A 20,937-nucleotide genomic window follows, 5' to 3' on the forward strand; every position below is an offset into this window, starting at 1 on the left:
GGTCGACACACGCCAAATCAAGACCAACTCCGCTATCATGCCCAGCACGTTCCACGTCGCGAGTCCGCCATGCGCCGCCTGTTTCTCCTGCTGTTCCTGCTGCTGGCCAGCCCTGCCTTCGCCACGGGCCTGCTCGACAACCGCCCCAGCGCCACCCTCGGCGCCGCTTCGCTGTCCAACGCTGCCGATTTCCTGCCCGTGCACGAAGCGTTCAAGCTCAGCCTGATCCAGGCCGATGCCCAGAGCATCAAGCTGCGCTTCGTCGCCACCGACGGCTACTACCTCTACCGCCACCGCTTCAATTTCCGCACAGAGCCGGCCGACGTAGCTGTGGGCACGCCCAACATCCCCAAAGGCGAAGCCAAGCACGATGAGTTCTTCGGTGACGTCGAGGTGTATCACGGCGTGCTCGACATCGAGCTGCCCCGCACCGACCCTCGTGCGTTCACCCTGCTAGTGGGCTACCAGGGCTGCGCCGACAAGGGCCTGTGCTACCCCCCGGAAACCGCGCGCCTGAGCATCGACGGCGAAGGTGGCACCCCCAGCGCGGCACCGGCCACAGGTGAACAGGCCTGGAGCTGGAAATCCCTGTTGCTGTTCTTCCTCGCCGGCGTCGGCCTGACCTTCACCCCTTGCGTGCTGCCGATGCTGCCCATCCTCTCGGGCGTGGTGCTGCGTGGCCAGGCAAACGGCTTGCGCGGCCTCGCGCTGTCGCTTGCTTACGTGGTATCGATGGCCGCCAGCTTCGCCGTGCTGGGCGCGCTGATGGGCCTGTTCGGCGCGGGCTTGAACCTGCAGGCACGGCTGCAGTCGGCCTGGGTGCTGGTGCCTTTCGCGTTGTTCTTCGTGGTGTTCGCCCTGGCCATGTTCGGCCTGTTCGAATTGAAGCTGCCGCAGGCCTTGAACAATCGCCTGGACTCGCTCGCTCACCGCACCAAAGGTGGCTCGCTAGTCGGCGCGGCAGTGCTGGGCGTGCTTTCCAGCTTGCTGGTGTCGCCCTGCGTGTCGGCGCCACTGGCCGGTGCCCTGCTTTATATCAGCGCCAGCGGCGATGCCCTGGGGGGTGCGCTTAAGCTGTTCGCCCTCGGCCTGGGCATGGGTGCGCCATTGCTGCTGGTGGCCACCGGTGGCGCAACCTGGTTGCCGAAGAGCGGCCCTTGGCTGAACACGGTGAAAAACGCCATTGGTGTGCTGTTGTTGGGGCTGGCCATCGGCTTGCTCAGCCGCGTGCTGCCTGGCCAGGTGACGTTGCTGCTGGTCGGCTTCCTGGCTGCCGGCGTGGCCCTGTTCCTCGGTGCCCTGGAATTCGTCATCAAAACCCCGCGCCAGCGCCTGGCGCAATTGCTCGGCCTGGCGTTGCTGGTTTACGCCCTGGCCTGCTGGTACGGGGCACTGAACGGCCAGGGCGACCCTCTGCGCCCCTTGCCTGCCCCCGCCATGGCCACGGGCAGCGCCAGCCCGGCCGTCAAGGCCGATGCCTGGCAGACCCTCACCACCCCCGCCGCGCTGGACGCTGCCCTGGCCCAGGCCAAGGCCGCAGGCCAGCCGGTGTTGCTGGACTGGTACGCCGACTGGTGCATCAGCTGCAAGGTGATCGAGCACGACGTGCTCACTGCGCCGCAGGTGCAATCGCAGCTGAGCGCCTTCAAATTGCTGCGTTTCGACATCACCGAGAGCAACGCCGAGCAACGCACGCTGCTCGACCGCTACCAGCTGTTCGGCCCGCCTGCGCTGCTGTTCTTTGCGGCGAACGGCAGCGAAATGGCCGCTGATCGGGTGATAGGCGAGATAAACGCCGGCGATTTCGCCGAGGTTCTGACGCGCGTGCGCGGCAAACTCGGTCTATAACTTCCGGCGAGCTGCGAAAAATCCTCAAGACAGTGACCAGATTTAATTATCCGGTCACATACTTCGCGCGAATCTCGGACATCGTGCTGGCTATTGCCGGGAACTGGACACTTGCCGTCGCTTTACGGCACACTCGCCGCGCTGTGTCGAATTGCCCTACAAATCCAAGGAATCCGCAGATGGCTACGCTACTGGTGCTTCACGGCCCCAACCTCAACCTGCTCGGGACCCGCGAGCCGGGCCATTACGGCGCCGTGACCCTGGCCCAGATCAACCAGGACCTGGAGCAACGTGCCCGCGCCGCGGGCCACCATCTGCAGTACCTGCAGAGCAATGCCGAATACGAACTGATCGACCGCATTCACGCCGCACGCAACGAGGGTGTGGACTTCATCCTGATCAATCCGGCGGCTTTCACCCACACAAGTGTCGCATTACGTGACGCATTGCTTGCGGTGAGCATCCCATTCATCGAAGTGCACCTGTCCAACGTGCACAAACGCGAACCGTTCCGTCACCACTCCTACTTTTCCGATGTGGCCGTAGGGGTGATATGCGGCCTGGGCGCCAGCGGTTATCGCCTGGCCCTGGAGTCCGCGCTGGAACAACTGGCTGCCAACGCACAGCCCTGATGACAGAGACCCTGGCCTAAGTGGGCCGGGGTTTGAGAGAAACGTTTTAGACACGTTTTCAATTACGCCCCCTGACCGAACCTTTGGGAGTTGATGATTAATGGATATCCGTAAAGTCAAGAAACTGATCGAACTGCTGGAAGAGTCTGGCATCGACGAACTGGAGATCAAGGAAGGCGAAGAGTCGGTCCGTATCAGCCGTCACAGCAAGACCCCAGCTGCCCAGCAGTTCTACGCACCCGCCCCAATGGCTGCTGCCCCTGTAGCTGCCCCGGCCGCTGCCGCTGCTGCCCCTGTCGCCGAAGCTGCTGCCCCGGCGCTGAAAGGCACCGTGGTTCGCTCGCCAATGGTCGGTACCTTCTACCGCAAGCCATCGCCGACCTCGCCTAACTTCGCTGAAGTTGGCCAGTCGGTGAAAAAAGGCGACACCCTGTGCATCGTCGAAGCGATGAAGATGATGAACCACATCGAAGCCGAGATCGGCGGTGTCATCGACGCCATCCTGGTAGAAGACGGCCAGCCGGTTGAGTTCGACCAGCCGCTGTTCACCATCGTTTGAACCGCGGAGAGCCAACGATGTCTGCGAAGCTCGAAAAAGTCCTGATCGCCAACCGCGGGGAAATTGCCCTGCGGATCCTGCGTGCCTGCAAAGAGCTGGGCATCAAGACCGTCGCCGTGCACTCCACGGCTGACCGCGAACTGATGCACCTGGGCCTGGCAGACGAGTCGGTCTGCATCGGTCCCGCGCCATCCAAGGATTCGTACCTGCACATCCCGGCGATCATCGCTGCCGCCGAAGTGACTGGCGCCACCGCGATCCACCCGGGCTACGGCTTCCTGGCCGAAAACGCCGACTTTGCCGAGCAGGTAGAAAAATCCGGTTTCGCCTTCATCGGCCCGAAAGCCGACACCATTCGCCTGATGGGCGACAAGGTTTCGGCCAAGGACGCGATGATCAAGTCGGGCGTACCGACCGTACCAGGCTCTGACGGCCCGCTGCCGGAAGACGAAGAAGTCGCCCTGGCGATCGCCCGTGACGTCGGCTACCCGGTGATCATCAAGGCCGCCGGTGGCGGTGGTGGTCGCGGTATGCGTGTGGTGCACAAGGAAGAGGACCTGATCTCCTCGGCCAAGCTGACCCGTACCGAAGCCGGTGCTGCGTTCGGCAACCCGATGGTCTACCTGGAGAAGTTCCTGACCAACCCACGCCACGTGGAAGTTCAGGTACTGTCCGACGGCCAAGGCAACGCCATCCACCTGGGCGACCGTGACTGCTCGCTGCAGCGCCGTCACCAGAAGGTTCTGGAAGAAGCGCCAGCACCGGGCATCGACGAGAAGGCCCGTCAGGAAGTCTTCAAGCGTTGCGTCGATGCGTGCATCGAAATCGGCTACCGCGGTGCAGGTACTTTCGAGTTCCTGTACGAGAACGGCAGCTTCTACTTCATCGAGATGAACACCCGCGTACAGGTTGAGCATCCGGTGTCGGAAATGGTCACTGGCATCGACATCGTCAAGGAGATGCTGAGCATCGCCGCTGGCAACAAGCTGTCGTTCCGCCAGGAAGACGTGGTGATTCGTGGTCACTCGCTGGAGTGCCGGATCAACGCTGAAGACCCGAAGAAGTTCATCCCGAGCCCAGGCAAGGTCAAGCACTTCCACGCCCCAGGTGGCAACGGCGTTCGCGTCGATTCGCACCTGTACAGCGGTTATTCGGTTCCGCCGAACTATGACTCGCTGATCGGCAAGCTGATCACCTACGGCAAGGACCGCGAAGAAGCCATGGCGCGCATGCGCAATGCTCTGGACGAGATCGTCGTCGACGGCATCAAGACCAACATCCCACTGCACCGCGACCTGGTGCGTGATGAAGGTTTCTGCAAAGGCGGCGTCAACATTCACTACCTCGAGCACAAACTGGCCAGCCAGGAGTGATCGTGTAGTGTGATGTACCAAAACCCCGGACCTGTTCCGGGGTTTTTTTATGGGCTTTAGGGATAGGTGGTGCTGGCAGGTGCATGCCTTGAGGGGGGTGTTGCCGGTGAGATCGAGCGCCGCCCGCGCGGCGCTTCGCAGCACAAGGCTGCTCCTACATCTGTTTCGGCCCAGTGAGGCCTGTGATATTGGCGCGCGACCGCCTCGTTGGTTCGACTCGATATCGTGTCAGGCGCCAAGGGACCGCGCGCCGATGCCACAGGAATATTGGCCCGAAACAGATGTAGGAGCAGCCTTGTGCTGCGAAGCGCCGCGCGGGCGGCGCTCGGCCTCACAGGCGCTGAAAATCCTGAGACGAACCCATCACCCTTTCATTCTAGGCATCTCGATCCGGTGCTCATGCACCCGCCGATACAGCGTCGCCCGCGATATCCCCAACGCCCGCGCCGCATCAGCCGGCTTCCAGCGGTGCCGGATCAGCGCATCCAGCAACAGTTGCCGAGCCGGGCTGCTGGCATCCACCTCAGCAGACGCCACGGCATCGCCGCGCACCTCCTGCGGCAAATGCTCAAGCCGCACCCACCCGCCCTCACTCACCGCACAGGCATAACGCAACACCTGCCGCAGTTGGCGCAGGTTCCCTGGCCAACGGTAAAGCAGCAGCGCCTGCAATGCATCGTCCGCCAACACCACCTCTACCCCGCACGCTTCGGCTTCTTCGGCTAACAGTTGATGAATCAAACCCAGCCGATCCTCCCGCTCACGCAACGGCGGCAGCGCGAACCGGGCGTTGGCCAGGCGGAAGTACAGGTCCTCACGAAAACGCCCATCCGCCACCATTGCCGCCAGGTCTCGGTGTGTCGCACAGATCACCTGGATGTCCACCCGCTCACGCCGCGCCGCGCCCAAGGGCGCCACTTCGCCCTCCGCCAGCACGCGCAGCAGCCGGGTTTGCAGGTTCAGTGGCATGTCGCCGATTTCGTCGAGAAACAGGGTGCCGCCATCAGCTTGCTGTAAAAGCCCTTGCATGCCTTTGCTGGAGGCGCCGGTAAAGGCCCCGGCTACATAGCCGAACAGCTCGCTCTCGATCAGGCTCTCAGGGATGGCCGCACAGTTCAGCGTGACGAAAGGCCCCTCGCGCCGCTGGCTTTGCCGGTGCAACTGGCGGGCGAAAACCTCTTTGCCCGAGCCCGTTTCGCCTTGCACCAGCACCGCCAGGCTACAGTCCTTGACCCGCGTGGCCAGGCGCAGGTGCTGCTCGATGCGCGCGTCCTGTGCCTGGCGCAAAGGCTGCGGGCGCGGGCGCCGTTGCGGTGCGCTGACGCGGCCATACAGTTCGCCCCAGCCTGGCAAGCGTTGGGCCGAGGCCTCGTTACTGCAGCGCAGCTGGCCCAGGTCGAACAGCTCGCCGATGTGCTCAGGCAAGCGGCCTAGGCGCTCCACCAGGCGCTGCCGGGCCAGGCTGTTGATTGCCTGCAGGCGGCCATCGGCATCCCAGGCCAGCAGGTAGTCGGGCTGGCTTTCGACATAGCCCGGCGTACCATGCGCGCGCATCACCCAATGGCCCTGGGCACTGTGCATGAAGAAGGCGTTTTCTATCTCGCGTGCGGTCTGCTCGACCAACTGCCGAATCAGGTGCTGGCTGCGGCGATCGTCCGGGGATCGCAAGGCCGAGACATCCACCACGCCCAGCAGCTCGCCCAGTGGGTCGAATACCGGTGCCGCCGTGCAGGTCAGGCCGATGAAGGCGGCGCGAAAATGATCGCGCTTGTGCACCGTGACCGGCGCCTTGCTGGTCAGCACCGCCGCCACCCCACAGGTGCCCTCCTCGCCTTCCGACCAGCAGGTGCCCAGGTACAACCCAGCTTTGCGGCAGTCATTGCGGATGGCGGACTCAACCCGGTAATCGATGGTCTGCCCCTGGGCATCGGTGAGCAGCACGCAATAGTCGGCGCCGCGGACCTGCTCATGCAGCCGTGCCACGGCGTCGCCGGCGATGCGCAGAAACAACTCGGCACGTTCTCGGCATTCGTTGAGCAGGCTTTGCGAAAGGATACGTGGCCCCTGCTGGGAGCCTGGGTCGAGGCGATACAGGTGCATGGAGCGGCGCCAGGAATCGAGGATCAGCGGCGGCACCGGTGCCTGTGGCAGGCGGTCGGCGTTTTTCAGCACCCGGCTGACGCAGTCGACATGGGCTCGGGAGTTCGCGGCAAGCATTCAGGCCCTCCGGTTCTCATTGCTGTTTTTATCGTTGTGCGGCCATTAAGCGCTTCCGGGCATGCCCCGACAAGCACTGTGTGAATACCGGCTCGCTTGAGACGCAGCGTCTCAGCGTCTCGGCAAAAGCCGCCGCAGCCTGGCACCCCGCGTCTCGCCGGGCATGCTGGGCGCACGCCCTTTCCTACGCACAGACCGCTCTGGCACAGCCACTTCAGTCAGATGAAACAAAGCTGGCACCTCCCTTGCTCTGTCCCTGACAAACAAGAATTCGAGGTGCGCCATGCCGCAACCCACCCCGACTGTCGGGATCATTGCCAACCCTGCCTCCGGCCGCGACCTGCGCCGCCTGACCGCCAGTGCCGGGCTCTATTCGAGCACCGACAAGGCGTCGGCGATCCAGCGGCTGCTGGCCGCCTTCGGTGCCACCGGCATCGGCCGGGTGCTGCTGCCAACCGACATAACCGGCATCGCCGCCGCCGTGCTCAAGGCCAGCCAAGGCCCCGCTGCCCGCGACCAGCACTGGCCGAACATCGAGGTGCTCGACCTGCCATTGACCCAGACCGTTGCCGATACCCGCCTGGCCACCCGACGCATGGTCGGCCAAGGCGTGGCGATGATCGCGGTGCTCGGCGGCGACGGCACCCACAAGGCAGTGGCAGCAGAAGCGGGTGACATCCCACTGCTGACCTTGTCCACCGGCACCAACAATGCCTTCCCGGAATTACGCGAAGCCACCAGCGCCGGCCTGGCGGGCGGCTTGCTCGCCAGCGGCCGCGTGCCCGCCAGCATCGGCCTGCGCCGCAACAAGCGCTTGCGGGTGAAGGTGCCCGAGCAGCAGTTGGACGAGTGGGCACTGGTGGAAGTCGCCGTGTCGCCCCAGCGTTTCATTGGCGCCCGCGCCCTGAGCCGCAGCGAAGACCTGAGCGAGGTGTTCGCCTGCTTCGCCGAACCCCATGCCATCGGCCTGTCGGCCCTGTGCGGCTTGTGGTGCCCGGTGTCACGCCAGGACCCGCACGGCGCCTGGGTGCGCCTGAACCCCGGCGCCGAGCAGGCCCTGCTCGCGCCCCTGGCGCCTGGCCTGCTGCAAGGCTGCGGCATCACCGCCAGCGGCGTGCTGACGCCGGGCGTCGCCCATCGCCTGAGCCTAAGCAGCGGCACCCTGGCCCTGGATGGCGAACGCGAGATCGAATTCGCCGAGCACGACACCCCCACCATCACCCTGGACCACCAAGGCCCGCTCACCGTGGACGTCGAGGCCGTGCTGGCCCACGCCGCCCGCCATCACCTGCTGGCCGTGTCGCGCGGCCACCGGCTACACCCTGCAACCGCGTGTTGAGACAACCCTGGAGAACAACAAGATGTCCAATCAACTCAGTACAGAACAACTACTGCATGCCTATGAAGTGATGCGCACCATCCGCGCCTTCGAGGAACGTCTGCACGTGGAATTCGCCACCGGCGAAATCCCCGGTTTCGTCCACCTCTATGCCGGCGAAGAAGCGTCCGCCGCAGGCGTCATGGCCCACCTGCGTGACAGCGACTGCATCGCCTCGACCCACCGCGGCCATGGCCACTGCATCGCCAAGGGCGTGGACGTGTACGGCATGATGGCCGAGATCTACGGCAAGAAGACCGGCGTGTGCGGCGGCAAGGGTGGCTCGATGCACATTGCCGACCTGGAAAAAGGCATGCTCGGTGCCAACGGCATCGTCGGGGCCGGTGCGCCATTGGTTGCAGGCGCCGCGCTGGCCGCCAAGCTCAAGGGCCGCGATGACGTGTCGGTGGCCTTCTTCGGCGACGGTGCCTCCAACGAAGGCGCCGTGTTCGAAGCCATGAACATGGCCTCGATCATGAACCTGCCGTGCATCTTCGTCGCCGAGAACAACGGCTACGCCGAGGCCACGGCGTCGAACTGGTCGGTGGCCTGCGACCACATTGCCGACCGCGCTGCCGGCTTTGGCATGCCGGGCGTGACCATCGATGGTTTCGACTTCTTCGCCGTGTACGAAGCCGCGGGTGCGGCCATCGAGCGTGCCCGTTCCGGGCAAGGCCCCTCGCTGATCGAGGTCAAGCTCAGCCGCTACTACGGCCACTTCGAAGGGGATGCGCAAACCTACCGCGCCCCGGATGAAGTGAAGAACCTGCGCGAGTCCCGTGATTGCCTGATGCAGTTCCGCAACAAGACCACCCGTGCCGGCCTGCTCAGCGCCGAGCAACTCGACGCCATCGACGCGCGTGTCGAAGACCTGATTGAAGACGCCGTGCGCCGCGCCAAATCCGATCCCAAGCCACAGCCCGCCGACCTGCTCAGCGACGTCTACGTCAGCTACCCCTGAGCCGCGGATTACAAGAACAAGAGGAGAATCACCATGGCAAGAAAGATCAGCTACCAGCAGGCCATCAACGAAGCCTTGGCCCAGGAAATGCGCCGCGACAGCACTGTGTTCATCATTGGCGAAGACGTGGCTGGGGGTGCCGGTGCGCCCGGCGAAGAGGACGCCTGGGGTGGTGTGCTGGGCGTGACCAAGGGCCTGTATCACCAGTTCCCGGGGCGGGTACTCGATGCGCCGCTGTCGGAAATCGGCTATGTCGGCGCCGCCGTGGGTGCCGCAACCCAAGGCCTGCGCCCGGTGTGCGAACTGATGTTCGTCGACTTCGCCGGCTGCTGCCTGGACCAGATCCTCAACCAGGCCGCCAAATTCCGCTACATGTTCGGCGGCAAGGCCGTGACCCCGCTAGTAATGCGCACCATGTACGGCGCTGGCCTGCGCGCTGCGGCCCAGCACTCGCAGATGCTCACCTCGCTGTGGACGCACATCCCCGGCCTTAAGGTGGTCTGCCCGTCCTCGCCATACGATGCCAAGGGCTTGTTGATCCAGGCGATACGCGACAACGACCCGGTGATCTTCTGCGAGCACAAGCTGCTCTACAGCCTGCAGGGCGAGGTGCCGGAAGAGGTCTACAGCGTGCCGTTCGGCGAAGCCAACTTCCTGCGCGACGGCGACGACGTGACCCTGGTGACCTACGGGCGCATGGTCCATGTGGCGCTGGAAGCCGCCAACAACCTGGCCCGCCAAGGCATCGACTGCGAAGTGCTGGACCTGCGCACCACCAGCCCGCTGGATGAAGACAGCATCCTGGAAAGCGTCGAGAAAACCGGCCGCCTGGTGGTGATCGACGAAGCCAACCCGCGCTGCTCCATGGCCACCGACATCAGCGCACTGGTGGCGCAGAAAGCCTTCGGCGCCCTCAGGGGCCCGATCGAGATGGTCACCGCGCCGCACACGCCGGTGCCGTTCTCCGATGCGCTGGAAGACCTGTACATCCCCGACGCGGCGAAGATCGAGGCCGCCGTGCGCAAAGTGATCGAAGCTGCAAGGAGCGCCGCATGAGCCAGATTCATACGCTGACCATGCCCAAGTGGGGCCTGTCGATGACCGAGGGCCGGGTGGACACCTGGCTCAAGCAGGAAGGTGACCCCATCAACAAAGGCGACGAAGTGCTGGACGTCGAGACCGACAAGATCAGCAGCAGCGTCGAAGCCCCCTTCAGCGGTGTACTGCGCCGCCTGGTGGCCCAGCCGGATGAAACCCTGCCGGTCGGCGCGTTGCTGGCGGTGGTGGTGGAAGGCGAAGCCGACGAGGCCGAGATCGATGCCGTGGTGCAGCGCTTCCAGGCCGAATTCGTCGCCGAAGGTGGCGCCGACCAGGCACAAGGGCCAACCCCGCAAAAAGCCGACGTGGGCGGCCGCCTGTTGCGCTGGTTCGAACTGGGCGAAGGCGCAACGCCGCTGGTGCTGGTGCATGGCTTTGGCGGTGATTTGAACAACTGGTTGTTCAACCACCCGGCGCTGGCGGCCGAGCGCCGCGTCATCGCCCTTGACCTGCCGGGGCACGGGGAGTCGGCCAAGGCGCTGCAACGCGGCGACCTGGATGAACTGAGCGAAACCGTGCTGGCACTGCTCGACCACCTGGACATCCCCCGCGCCCACCTGGCCGGGCACTCGATGGGCGGCGCTGTCAGCCTCAACCTGGCGCGCCTGGCGCCACAGCGGGTGGCCAGCCTCACCCTGGTGGCCAGTGCTGGGCTTGGGGCTGCAATCAACGGGCAGTACCTGCAAGGTTTCGTGGCTGCAGCGAACCGCAATGCACTCAAGCCGCAAATGGTGCAGTTGTTTGCCGACCCGGCGCTGGTCACCCGGCAATTGCTGGAGGATATGCTCAAGTTCAAGCGCCTGGAGGGCGTCGATGCGGCGCTGCGACAGCTGGTGTCGGCCATCGCCGAGGGCGACCAGCAGCGCCACGACCTGCGCGGTGTGCTGGGGCAGCACCCGGCGCTGGTGATTTGGGGCGGCAAGGACGCGATTATCCCGGCCAGCCATGCCGACGGGCTGGAAGCCGAAGTGCTGGTACTGCCGGACGCTGGCCATATGGTGCAGATGGAGGCGGCTGAACAGGTCAACCGGAAGATGGTGGATTTCTTGCGGGGGCATTGAGGGAATGAGGGGCATGGCTTGGGGTGGTGTCTGGGTTTAGAAGTGCATGCCTTGAGGGGTTCTGCGCCTGTGAGATCGAGCGCCGCCCGCGCGGCGCTTCGCAGCACAAGGCTGCTCCCACATCTGTTCCGGGCCAGTGACGCCTGTGCCAGCGCACGCGGCCGCCTTGTTTGTCCGACGCGATATTGAGGCGGGCACCAAGAAGGCCGCGCGCCCATGCCCCAGGAATAATTGGCCCGAAACAGATGTGGGAGCAGCCTTGTGCTGCGAAGCGCCGCGCGGGCGGCGCTCGATCTCAGAGGCGCTGCCCTAATCAAGGCATGCACCTGTCAGCCCCCACCTAATCCCCCGACATGCACCCCGCCATCGCGCGATCTGTAAGGTATTTCCGAACCTGAAACGAAATGCTTCAGCTCTCATCATCAAGCGAATTATCCTACGAGCCTGTCGGAGGTCGCTCCATTGTCGGGGAAACATCTCAGGGATAACGTCTCAGGGTCGCCATGTTTGGTGACCGGGCGTGAGAAACCCGAAGGTGTGTGATTGCGGCATTCGTCATGGCAGCCGTGCGCGGGCAGGCTTCGGCCTGGCCGAGCTCACACGTCCTCGGATTTCTCACCCCGTGCACGGTCGCCACCCTAGTCCCGTGAGAAAGGACCCTGTGGAGGCTATTTTCTGAACCGACGTGTGAGTTGTGATCATGAAGAAGATTGTCCCAGATCCACCCAAAACGCTGACTTCCCGCCCCTTCTACAGCATCAACCAAGACATGCCCTCGGTAGACGCCGTGATCCATGCTCTCCAGTTGATGAGCGGTATCGAAGACACCCTGGACGAATACATCTGCGCCAATGCGGGTGAGCCGGGCATCAACATGCTGGTCAATGCGGTGCATCACCTACAGATGACCAAAGCGCTGGCCGAGTTGCTGTTGCGTCGCCAGGCCGGGAGCATCACCTAGCATTGATACTGCTCCGCCCACAAGGGCAGCGCAGATACTGGAGCGGCCTTGCCGGGGCGCTCCTACAAAGCCTGCGGGCCTGTTGTTTATCTGCTTATGCCCTATCTGTCTCAGCCCCCCATTCTGCGTCATACTCGGCAGACCTATTGCCCGGTCTCCACCATGCGTCCACTGCTCCCTGTCACCCTGATCCTGTTGCTCGCCGCGTGCGGAGATGGCGAATCGCTACTGCCTCCGGACGCGCGCCTGCCCGACGGCGGGCGTTACCGGGGCGAAGTGGTCAATGGCCTGCTGCAAGGCGAGGGCCGCATCGACTACCCCAATGGCAGCTGGTACGCCGGCAGTTTCAAGGACGGCCAATGGCATGGTCAGGGCGAGTGGCATGGCCAAAACGGTGAGGTCTACCGGGGCCAGTTCGCCGAGGGCCTGTTCCAGGGCCTCGGTGACCTGACCACACCGGGCAGCCACTATGCCGGCACCTTCAGCCACGGCCGACGCGACGGTGAGGGCACCCTCAAGCAAGCCGACCAGACTTACCGCGGCCAGTTCAAGGACGACCAGTACGAAGGCGCAGGCGAGTTGGAGCTGGCCGACGGCAGCCGCTACCAGGGCCTGTTCGCCAAAGGCAAACCGAACGGCGCCGGCGTGCGCAGCGACGCCAGCGGCAACCAGTTCAGCGGCCGTTTCGTCGATGGCCTGCTGCAAGGCAGCGGCACCTACGACAGCGTCGACGGCGAGCAGTACATCGGGGAGTTCAAGGACAACCGCCTGGAAGGCCGCGGCCGCTATGAAAGCGCCGAAGGTGACGTGTGGATCGGCGAATTCAAGGATGGCTCACTGGTGGGCGAAGGTGAACTGCTCGGCAGCGATGGCAGCCATTACAAAGGCGGTTTCGTTGACTGGCACTTTTCTGGCCAAGGCAACCTGCAACTGGCCGACGGCAGCCAGTACATCGGCGCCTTCGAAAACGATGCCTACCATGGCAAAGGCCGGCTGACCCTGAGCAACGGCAAGGTCGAGGGTGGCACTTGGGTCAATGGCGTACGCGTGCGCGACGAAAAGGGCACGCTGTTGCCCGACCCGCTGGACCTGGCCCTGCTCAACCAGGGCCGCCTGCTGGAGGACGCACTGGCACGGGTGCCGCCTACCGCGCCGGCCATCCAGTTATACAGCCTGGTCGTGGCCGGCGATGGCCAGCAAAGCGTGTTCCTGCGCGAAGCCGACTATGTCAGCAACATGCTCAAGGTCCGTTTTGGCGCCCGTGGCCAGGTCACCCTGGTCAACCACCGGGACCACATGGCCAGCCGCCCCATGGCCACCCGCGAGAACCTCACCCGCGCCGCCCGTACCCTGGCCGAACGCAGCGGCCCCGAGGACCTGGTGTTCATCTACCTCACCAGCCACGGCAGCCACGACCACCAACTGGTGCTCGACCAACCCCGCCTGCAACTGGCCGACCTGTCCGCCGACGAGCTGGCCAGTGCCCTGGCACCGCTGAAAGAGCGCGACAAGGTAATCGTCATCTCGGCCTGCTATTCAGGGGGCTACATCGCGCCGCTCAAAGACGATCGCACGGTGATCATGACCGCCGCCCGCGCCGATCGGGTGTCGTTCGGTTGCTCGGAGGAAGCCGACTTCACCTACTTTGGCGATGCCCTGTTCGCCGAGGCGCTGAACCAGACCGACGACCTGAAACAGGCGTTTGAACTGGCACGCGCCAGCGTTGCCGAAAGAGAACGAAAGGACGGTTTCGAAGCCTCTGAACCGCAGCTTTGGGCGCCGCCAGCAGTACTGGCACACTGGCAGCACCTACGCCGGCAACAGGCCGAGGAAGCGCTACGCAATGCTGCACAAGCGACGGTGGAGCAGCAGGAAAAAAAGCCCGGCAACCACTAAGCTTGTGTGTAACAAGGGAGAGACATCATGTATTTGACGCCTCAGCATGTCCTGCTTGCCGGTGCCACGGGTCTGACGGGTGAACACCTGCTAGACCGCCTACTCAACGAACCGACCATCAGCCGGGTCCTGGCCCCTACGCGCCGGCCGCTGGCCGAACACCCGCACCTGGAAAACCCAGTGGGCGACCCGGCGGTGTTTCTTCCGCAGCTGGCCGGGCGTGTCGATATCGCCTATTGCTGCCTGGGCACCACGCTCAAACAGGCCGGCTCCGAATCGGCTTTCCGCGCCGTCGACCTGGACATGGTCGTGGCCTTCAGCAAGCGCGCCCGGGAACTCGGTGCACGCCATTTGCTGGTTGTCAGCGCAGTCGGCGCCGACCCTAAATCATCGATCTTCTACAACCGCGTCAAGGGTGAAATGGAGGAAGCGCTGAAGGCCCAGGACTGGCCACAGCTGACCATCGTCCGCCCGTCGGTGCTGCTGGGTGATCGCATTGAGCCGCGCTTTGGCGAGCAACTGATTTCGCCGCTTTCCAAGCTGATACCTGGGAAGTATCGGGGTATCGAGGCGTGCACCCTGGCACGGGCGCTGTGGCGCCTGGCGCTGGAGGAAGAAGACGGGGTGCGGGTGATCGAGTCGGATGAACTGCGCCGCCTGGGCAAAAACTAACGCCGCACGTGCTCCCGCACAGATTACGCGTTAATACCGTAATCAAAGCCCGCCGGTGGCCTGGAAGCCAACGCCTGCTGCCGTCAGCAACGACAACGGCAGCAGCAGCGTATCCAGTAACAGGCTACCGGGCAGATCCAGGCCTGGGTAGGCGGGCGCCAGCGCGCCGAAATGATCTTTTGGGCAGCACCCGCCGTTCATCACATACAGGTCCAGCCGCGTTCCGGCATATACCACCGGCGCGCCCGGCTTGTTGGCATCCAGCGTACGCACCGTGGCGCAGCCACTGAGCAGCGCCAACGCGACCAACCCCGACAGTGCTCGCTTCAATCATCCGCCCCAAAGTGATGTTCACCCCAACGCGGCAGCATGTCCTGAGGGATGTCCAGCAGGTTGAGAATGCGTGCAACGACGAAATCGATCAGGTCGTCGATGGTCTGCGGCTGATGGTAGAAGCCTGGGGCCGCAGGCAAGATCACGGCACCCATCTGCGACAGCTTGAGCATGTTCTCCAGGTGGATCGTCGAGAACGGGGCCTCACGCGGCACCAGGATCAACTGGCGGCGCTCCTTCAAGGTGACGTCGGCGGCCCGCTCGATCAGGTTGTTGCAAGCGCCGGTGGCAATCGCCGACAAGGTACCCGTAGAACACGGCACCACCACCATCGCCGCCGGTGCGCCAGAGCCCGAGGCCACCGGCGACATCCAGTCTTCCTTGCCATACACGCGGATCTGGCCGTCGGCAGCGCCGGTGTATTCGGTCAGAAACGCCTGCATCGCCTGGGGCTTGGGCGGCAGCAACACATCGGTTTCGGTGGACATCACCAGCTGCGCGGCCTTGGAAATGAGGAAATGCACCTCGCGGTCCTCACGCACCAGGCAATCGAGCAGGCGCAGGCCATATTGCGCGCCAGAGGCGCCCGTCATGGCAAGGGTGATGCGCGCCGGCCCGCTCACTTGAGCGCCTCGGCCAGTTTGCCGTGCAAGCCGCCGAAGCCGCCGTTGCTCATGATCACCACGTGGGTGCCCGGCCGTGCCTGGCCCTTGATGCGCTCGATGATCGCTTCGAGGCTGTCGGCAACCACGCTCGGCACGGTGCACTGCGCCGCCGTGGCGGCCAGGTCCCAGCCCAGGTTGGCCGGTGCGTACCAGATGACCTGGTCGGCATCGTTGACGCTTTCCGGCAGGCCATCGCGGTGGGCACCCAGCTTCATCGAGTTGGAGCGCGGCTCGATCACCGCAATCACCGGTGCTTCACCTACACGCTTGCGCAGGCCGTCGAGGGTGGTGGCGATGGCGGTCGGGTGGTGAGCGAAGTCATCGTAGATGGTCACGCCCTGCACTTCAGCGACCTTCTCCATGCGCCGCTTGACGCTTTTGAAGGCGCTCAACCCGGCGATACCCATGGCCGGCACTACACCGACATGGCGGGCCGCAGCCAGGGTTGCCAAGGCATTGGCGACGTTGTGCTGACCGGTCAGCGCCCAATCGACCACGCCCTGTGCCTCGCCCTCGAACAGCACTTCGAAGCGCGACCCATCGGGGCTGAGCAGGCGCGCCTGCCATTGGCCGCCTTCACCGGTGGTTTGCACCGGGGTCCAGCAACCCATGCCGATGACCCGCTCCAGCGCCTGTTCGGTGGTCGGATGGATCACCAGGCCTTCGCTCGGGATCGTGCGCACCAGGTGGTGGAACTGGCGCTCGATGGAGGCCAGATCGGGGAAGATGTCCGCGTGATCGAACTCAAGGTTGTTGAGAATCGCGGTGCGCGGGTGGTAGTGGACGAACTTCGAGCGTTTATCGAAGAACGCACTGTCGTACTCGTCGGCCTCGACCACGAAGAACGGCGTGTCGCCCAAACGCGCGGACACCGAGAAGTTCTGTGGCACGCCGCCGATCAAGAACCCAGGGCTCATGCCGGCATGCTCCAGCACCCAGGCCAGCATGCTGCTGGTGGTGGTCTTGCCATGGGTACCGGCAACGGCCAATACCCAGCGGCCCTGCAGCACGTGGTCAGCCAGCCACTGTGGGCCAGAGACATAGGGCAGGCCCTTGTTCAACACGTATTCCACCGCCGGGTTGCCCCGCGACATGGCGTTGCCGACCACGACCAAGTCGGGTGCCGGGTCTAGCTGAGCCGGGTCATAGCCCTGGGTCAGCTCGATGCCCTGGGCTTCGAGCTGGGTGCTCATCGGGGGATAGACATTGGCATCGGAGCCGGTGACGCGGTGGCCAAGCTCTTTGGCCAGGACCGCCAGGGAACCCATGAACGTGCCGCAAATACCGAGAATGTGAATATGCATGGTCGACCTCGCAAAACATCGAGGCAGGGTAGCCCAGGGCGCGGGAAATCGCACCCGCTGTTTCGCTCAGCCGACCCGGGTGATGCCGTGTTTGCGCAGTTTTCGATACAAGGTATTGCGGCTGATGCCCAGGTGCTCGGCAACGCGGGTCAAGTGCCAGTGTTTTGCCTCCAGCACTGACAGCAGAGCTTCGCACTCAGCGTCCTCAAGGCGCACTGGCGCGCTCTTGTGGGTGAGACTGTTTTGCTCCTCGTGTGGGAGCGGGCTTGCCCCGCGAACACCGGCAAAGCCGGGGCCATCCACCGCGTTGCCTGCTTCGCGGGGCAAGCCCGCCCCCACAGGGGCCGCATTACTCCGGAAAGTCGCGGGCAGGTCGGAGAACCCGATGAAGGTGTTATCGCAAAGCGCCACGAGCGTGCGCAATACATTGCGCATCTGCCGCACGTTCCCCGGCCAGGCAAAGTCCAGCAACGCCTGACGCGCACTGGGCTCCAGTTCGAACCGTTGCCCCTGGGCCTCCTCACGCAGCAAAAAGTCCAGCAACTGGCCCTTGTCACTGCGCTCACGCACTGCTGGCAAGGCCACTTCCAGCCCGTTCAACCGGTAATACAGGTCTTCGCGGAAACTCCCCTGCGCCACCCGCTCCAGCAGGTCGCGGTGGGTCGCGCTGACGATGCGCACGTCCACAGCCTGGGGCTCGCCGCCAATCGGCACCACCTGGCGCTCTTCCAGGACCCGCAACAGGCGCGTCTGCAAGGCCAGTGGCATGTCACCAATCTCGTCCAGCAACAACGTGCCGCCATCGGCCTGCAGCAGCTTGCCGCGCATGCCTTCCTTGCGTGCGCCGGTAAAGCTGCCACCGCGATAACCGAACAGCTCGCTTTCGATCAGGCTCTCTGGGATCGAGGCGCAGTTGATCGCCACGAACGGCTTGCCGCGACGCTGGCTGGCCTGGTGCACGGCCTGGGCGAATGCCTCCTTGCCGCAACCGGTCTCGCCACGCAACAGCAGCGGCACATCACGCTCGAATACCCGCACGCAGCGGCGGAAGTCGTTTTGCAACGCCGGGTCGAGCAGGCAGATGCCTGGCGCTTCAGCACGCTGGGGCTGGGGCTGGCTGAGCGGTACTGACCAGACCGGCGTACGCGCCTGGCCTCGCAGGCTGGCAAACACCTGGCGGCCGTCGCGTGTCTGCAACGGCCAAACAGTACTGCCGCCAGGCACGGCGCGGCTGAACAGTTCGTCGTGGCTGCAGGCAAAAAACCGCTCCACCGGTTGCCCCAGCACGCCACCGCGAACGGTGCCCAGCAGGTTGAGCGCGCTCTGGTTGGCGGCGCAAATCCGCCCGTCACCCTCGAAGGCCAGCAAGCCCTCGCTGAACAAGCCGACCGACTCAGCCTGCAGATGAAAGCGCAGCAGCCACTGCTGCTGGAAATGACGCAGGAAATAACAGCTCTCGATCATCTTCGCCGAGAGGTTGACCAAGGCCATGGTGTGAAACTGGCTCTGCCGCGACACATCGGGCCGCGCCGACGACACGTCGAGTACCGCCAGCAGTTCGCCGTGCGGGTCGAACACCGGGCTTGCCGAGCAGGTCAGGCCGGTGTGGCGGCCACGAAAGTGTTCGTGCTGATGAATGGTCAGGGCCTGGCGCTCGACCAGGCAGGTGCCGATACCGTTGGTGCCTTCGCGCGCTTCGCTCCAGTCGGCGCCCAGCCACAGCCCTGCCCGCTCGAAGATGCGCCGCTCGCTGGGGGCGCTGACACAGTTGAGGATCACCCCGCGGGCATCGGTCAGCAGCACCGCATGGCCGGCGCCAGAGAGCTGCTGATGCAGGCTGTTCATCTCGGCGTCGGCAATTTTCAGCACCTGGTGCAGGCGCTCGCGGGTCTCCAGCAAGCGCCCGTGCTCAAGCACCACGGGGGCCTCGATCAGCGTCGGGTCGAGGTGGTAATCCTCGAGGCAGCGCAGCCAGGACCGGGCGATCGCCGGGTCACTGCCGCCCGCCCCGGCTTCACCGTGGGCAACGGTATGCACTTGCTGGGCATGGCGACTCAAGTGATTGCTCTGCATGTGTTGTGGTTCTCCGCAGATCGAGCGTTCAGCCAGCATCCTCCACCCGGCGGGCCTTTGCAATGCACCTGCCGGCAGCGTGTCGCAAATGGCACAAAGTGTCACACAGGCCGTACCAGGGCTGGCACGGCGGGCTTTCACAGCCCTCTGAAAATTACGCTAAGTGCTTGATTTAGCAGAACCTCAAAACACTGGCCCAACCTTTGCTCTACGCTTTTCAACTCCCTAACAAACACAATAGCCAGGAGACACACCATGCGTTACGCACATCCCGGTACCGAAGGCGCGAAGGTTTCCTTCAAGAGCCGCTACGGCAACTACATCGGTGGTGAATTCGTAGCTCCGGTCAAGGGGCAGTACTTCGAAAACACCTCCCCGGTGAATGGCAAGCTGATCGCAGAGTTTCCCCGCTCCACTGCCGAAGACATCGACAAAGCCCTGGATGCCGCCCACGCCGCCGCCGATGCCTGGGGCCGCACGTCCGTCCAGGACCGCTCCAACGTGCTGCTGAAAATCGCCGACCGCATCGAGCAGAACCTTGAAGTCCTGGCTATTACCGAAACCTGGGACAACGGCAAACCTATCCGCGAAACCCTCAACGCCGACATCCCGCTGGCGGTCGATCACTTCCGTTACTTCGCCGGTTGCATCCGTGCCCAAGAGGGCGGCGCTGCCGAAATCAACGAAGGCACCGTCGCCTATCACATTCACGAGCCTCTGGGCGTGGTCGGGCAGATCATCCCGTGGAACTTCCCGCTGCTGATGGCCGCGTGGAAACTCGCCCCGGCCCTGGCCGCAGGCAACTGCGTGGTCCTCAAACCCGCCGAGCAGACCCCGCTGGGCATCACCGTACTGATGGAGCTGATCGGCGACCTGCTGCCCAAAGGCGTGCTCAACGTCGTCCAGGGGTATGGCCGTGAAGCGGGCGAAGCGCTGGCCACCAGCAAACGCATCGCCAAAATCGCCTTCACCGGTTCGACCCCGGTCGGCTCGCACATCATGAAATGCGCCGCCGAAAACATCATCCCGTCTACCGTCGAGCTGGGCGGCAAGTCGCCTAACGTGTACTTCGAAGACATCATGCAGGCCGAGCCGAGCTTCATCGAGAAGGCCGCCGAAGGCATGGTGCTGGCATTCTTCAACCAAGGCGAAGTGTGCACCTGCCCATCGCGTGCCCTGGTGCAGGAGTCGATCTACCCGCAGTTCATGGAAGTGGTGATGAAAAAGGTCCTGCAGATCAAGCGTGGGGATCCGCTGGACACCGACACCATGGTCGGCGCCCAGGCGTCACAACAGCAGTTCGAGAAGATCCTGTCGTACCTGGAAATCGCCAAGGAAGAAGGCGCCGAGCTGTTGACCGGCGGCAAGGTGGAAAAACTCGAAGGCGCGCTGTCGACCGGTTACTACATCCAGCCGACCCTGCTCAAGGGCAACAACAAGATGCGCGTGTTCCAGGAAGAAATCTTTGGCCCGGTGGTCAGCGTCACCACCTTCAAGGACGAAGCCGAAGCCCTGGCGATTGCCAACGACACCGAGTTCGGCCTGGGTGCCGGTGTGTGGACCCGCGACATCAACCGCGCCTACCGCATGGGCCGTGGCATCAAGGCTGGCCGCGTGTGGACCAACTGCTACCACCTGTACCCGGCGCATGCCGCGTTTGGCGGTTACAAGAAGTCCGGCGTTGGGCGTGAGACCCACAAGATGATGCTCGATCACTACCAGCAGACCAAGAACCTGCTGGTGAGTTACGACATCAATCCGTTGGGCTTCTTCTAAACCTGGGATAACTGCGGGGGCTGCTTGCAGCCCACCGCAGCGGTTCATCACCACCACAAGCCAAAGCGGTTCCCGTGCACTAACCGCTCTGGCTCGCTTCCTGCAATACCTATCACCATGGGCTGGAAGT

Annotated in this window: 17 protein-coding genes; 12 read left to right on the forward strand and 5 right to left on the reverse strand. The window is 64.0% G+C overall.

The window, feature by feature from the left end; all coding sequences use genetic code 11:
• Nucleotides 1-69 precede the first annotated feature (69 nt).
• From AB7M33_RS05925 to accC, 4 genes are all read left to right on the forward strand, one after another.
• On the forward strand, nt 70-1,848 hold the full coding sequence (locus AB7M33_RS05925; protein WP_454242571.1) for a protein-disulfide reductase DsbD: 1,779 nt from the start codon (nt 70-72) through the stop codon (nt 1,846-1,848).
• Between the two features lie 179 nt (nt 1,849-2,027).
• Nucleotides 2,028-2,480 (forward strand): type II 3-dehydroquinate dehydratase, encoded by a 453-nt coding sequence (aroQ, locus tag AB7M33_RS05930; RefSeq protein ID WP_008093086.1) that lies wholly within the window; start codon nt 2,028-2,030, stop codon nt 2,478-2,480.
• A 100-nt stretch (nt 2,481-2,580) separates the two neighbouring features.
• Nucleotides 2,581-3,039: an acetyl-CoA carboxylase biotin carboxyl carrier protein gene (gene accB, locus AB7M33_RS05935; RefSeq protein WP_027594950.1), complete on the forward strand. Its 459-nt coding sequence runs from the start codon at nt 2,581-2,583 to the stop codon at nt 3,037-3,039.
• 17 nt (nt 3,040-3,056) lie between these two features.
• The gene (gene accC / locus AB7M33_RS05940) at nt 3,057-4,412 is read left to right on the forward strand and encodes an acetyl-CoA carboxylase biotin carboxylase subunit (RefSeq protein ID WP_099428241.1); all 1,356 of its coding nucleotides are present in this window, start codon (nt 3,057-3,059) and stop codon (nt 4,410-4,412) included.
• Between the two features lie 363 nt (nt 4,413-4,775).
• Here the strand turns inward: accC and AB7M33_RS05945 are convergent, their stop codons facing one another.
• Nucleotides 4,776-6,629 carry a sigma-54-dependent Fis family transcriptional regulator gene (locus AB7M33_RS05945; RefSeq protein ID WP_454242572.1) on the reverse strand — a complete coding sequence of 618 codons (1,854 nt, stop codon included), beginning with the start codon at nt 6,627-6,629 and terminating at the stop codon, nt 4,776-4,778.
• A gap of 283 nt (nt 6,630-6,912) precedes the next feature.
• On the opposite strand from AB7M33_RS05945, the gene AB7M33_RS05950 reads away from it, so the two are divergent.
• The 7 genes from AB7M33_RS05950 to AB7M33_RS05980 all read left to right on the forward strand — a co-directional run bounded on the left by AB7M33_RS05950 (nt 6,913) and on the right by AB7M33_RS05980 (nt 14,656).
• A complete protein-coding gene (locus AB7M33_RS05950; RefSeq protein ID WP_454242573.1) occupies nt 6,913-7,968 on the forward strand; it encodes an ATP-NAD kinase family protein in 1,056 nt (351 codons plus the stop codon).
• A 22-nt stretch (nt 7,969-7,990) separates the two neighbouring features.
• On the forward strand, nt 7,991-8,968 hold the full coding sequence (locus tag AB7M33_RS05955) for a thiamine pyrophosphate-dependent dehydrogenase E1 component subunit alpha (protein ID WP_027594944.1): 978 nt from the start codon (nt 7,991-7,993) through the stop codon (nt 8,966-8,968).
• A gap of 33 nt (nt 8,969-9,001) precedes the next feature.
• Entirely contained in the window at nt 9,002-10,024 is a 1,023-nt protein-coding gene (locus tag AB7M33_RS05960; RefSeq protein WP_085274000.1) for an alpha-ketoacid dehydrogenase subunit beta, read from the forward strand.
• On the forward strand, nt 10,021-11,127 hold the full coding sequence (locus tag AB7M33_RS05965) for an acetoin dehydrogenase dihydrolipoyllysine-residue acetyltransferase subunit (RefSeq protein ID WP_454242574.1): 1,107 nt from the start codon (nt 10,021-10,023) through the stop codon (nt 11,125-11,127). The genes AB7M33_RS05960 and AB7M33_RS05965 overlap by 4 nt, the downstream gene beginning before the upstream one ends.
• Before the next feature lie 700 nt (nt 11,128-11,827).
• Nucleotides 11,828-12,088 (forward strand): hypothetical protein, encoded by a 261-nt coding sequence (locus AB7M33_RS05970; protein ID WP_265970169.1) that lies wholly within the window; start codon nt 11,828-11,830, stop codon nt 12,086-12,088.
• Nucleotides 12,089-12,250: 162 nt separating this feature from the next.
• On the forward strand, nt 12,251-13,984 hold the full coding sequence (locus tag AB7M33_RS05975; protein ID WP_265970168.1) for a C13 family peptidase: 1,734 nt from the start codon (nt 12,251-12,253) through the stop codon (nt 13,982-13,984).
• Between the two features lie 27 nt (nt 13,985-14,011).
• Nucleotides 14,012-14,656, forward strand: coding sequence for an oxidoreductase (locus tag AB7M33_RS05980; RefSeq protein ID WP_027594940.1), 645 nt, complete (start codon nt 14,012-14,014; stop codon nt 14,654-14,656).
• A 42-nt stretch (nt 14,657-14,698) separates the two neighbouring features.
• Here the strand turns inward: AB7M33_RS05980 and AB7M33_RS05985 are convergent, their stop codons facing one another.
• The 4 genes from AB7M33_RS05985 to AB7M33_RS06000 form a co-directional block, all read right to left on the reverse strand.
• The gene (locus AB7M33_RS05985) at nt 14,699-14,986 is read right to left on the reverse strand and encodes a YceK/YidQ family lipoprotein (RefSeq protein WP_027594939.1); all 288 of its coding nucleotides are present in this window, start codon (nt 14,984-14,986) and stop codon (nt 14,699-14,701) included.
• Nucleotides 14,983-15,612, reverse strand: a complete 630-nt coding sequence (gene ubiX / locus AB7M33_RS05990; protein WP_027594938.1) for a flavin prenyltransferase UbiX — start codon at nt 15,610-15,612, stop codon at nt 14,983-14,985. The genes AB7M33_RS05985 and ubiX overlap by 4 nt, the downstream gene beginning before the upstream one ends.
• Complete coding sequence (gene mpl / locus AB7M33_RS05995) at nt 15,609-16,958, reverse strand: UDP-N-acetylmuramate:L-alanyl-gamma-D-glutamyl-meso-diaminopimelate ligase (protein ID WP_085274005.1); 1,350 nt, start codon at nt 16,956-16,958, stop codon at nt 15,609-15,611. The genes ubiX and mpl overlap by 4 nt, the downstream gene beginning before the upstream one ends.
• 66 nt (nt 16,959-17,024) lie before the next feature.
• Entirely contained in the window at nt 17,025-19,031 is a 2,007-nt protein-coding gene (locus AB7M33_RS06000; RefSeq protein ID WP_454242575.1) for a sigma-54-dependent Fis family transcriptional regulator, read from the reverse strand.
• A 255-nt stretch (nt 19,032-19,286) separates the two neighbouring features.
• On the opposite strand from AB7M33_RS06000, the gene exaC reads away from it, so the two are divergent.
• Nucleotides 19,287-20,807 carry an acetaldehyde dehydrogenase ExaC gene (gene exaC / locus AB7M33_RS06005; RefSeq protein WP_099428235.1) on the forward strand — a complete coding sequence of 507 codons (1,521 nt, stop codon included), beginning with the start codon at nt 19,287-19,289 and terminating at the stop codon, nt 20,805-20,807.
• Nucleotides 20,808-20,937: the final 130 nt, after the last annotated feature.

This window comes from Pseudomonas sp. Y3 TE3536 (genome assembly GCF_053629175.1).

Bases quoted from the DNA above. Each gene is read 5' to 3' on its own strand.
- AB7M33_RS05925 (WP_454242571.1), top strand. From the start codon at position 70: ATGCGCCGCCTGTTTCTCCTGCTGTTCCTGCTGCTGGCCAGCCCTGCC.
- aroQ (WP_008093086.1), top strand. From the start codon at position 2,028: ATGGCTACGCTACTGGTGCTTCACGGCCCCAACCTCAACCTGCTCGGG.
- accB (WP_027594950.1), top strand. From the start codon at position 2,581: ATGGATATCCGTAAAGTCAAGAAACTGATCGAACTGCTGGAAGAGTCT.
- accC (WP_099428241.1), top strand. From the start codon at position 3,057: ATGTCTGCGAAGCTCGAAAAAGTCCTGATCGCCAACCGCGGGGAAATT.
- AB7M33_RS05945 (WP_454242572.1), bottom strand. From the start codon at position 6,629: ATGCTTGCCGCGAACTCCCGAGCCCATGTCGACTGCGTCAGCCGGGTG.
- AB7M33_RS05950 (WP_454242573.1), top strand. From the start codon at position 6,913: ATGCCGCAACCCACCCCGACTGTCGGGATCATTGCCAACCCTGCCTCC.
- AB7M33_RS05955 (WP_027594944.1), top strand. From the start codon at position 7,991: ATGTCCAATCAACTCAGTACAGAACAACTACTGCATGCCTATGAAGTG.
- AB7M33_RS05960 (WP_085274000.1), top strand. From the start codon at position 9,002: ATGGCAAGAAAGATCAGCTACCAGCAGGCCATCAACGAAGCCTTGGCC.
- AB7M33_RS05965 (WP_454242574.1), top strand. From the start codon at position 10,021: ATGAGCCAGATTCATACGCTGACCATGCCCAAGTGGGGCCTGTCGATG.
- AB7M33_RS05970 (WP_265970169.1), top strand. From the start codon at position 11,828: ATGAAGAAGATTGTCCCAGATCCACCCAAAACGCTGACTTCCCGCCCC.
- AB7M33_RS05975 (WP_265970168.1), top strand. From the start codon at position 12,251: ATGCGTCCACTGCTCCCTGTCACCCTGATCCTGTTGCTCGCCGCGTGC.
- AB7M33_RS05980 (WP_027594940.1), top strand. From the start codon at position 14,012: ATGTATTTGACGCCTCAGCATGTCCTGCTTGCCGGTGCCACGGGTCTG.
- mpl (WP_085274005.1), bottom strand. From the start codon at position 16,958: ATGCATATTCACATTCTCGGTATTTGCGGCACGTTCATGGGTTCCCTG.
- AB7M33_RS06000 (WP_454242575.1), bottom strand. From the start codon at position 19,031: ATGCAGAGCAATCACTTGAGTCGCCATGCCCAGCAAGTGCATACCGTT.
- exaC (WP_099428235.1), top strand. From the start codon at position 19,287: ATGCGTTACGCACATCCCGGTACCGAAGGCGCGAAGGTTTCCTTCAAG.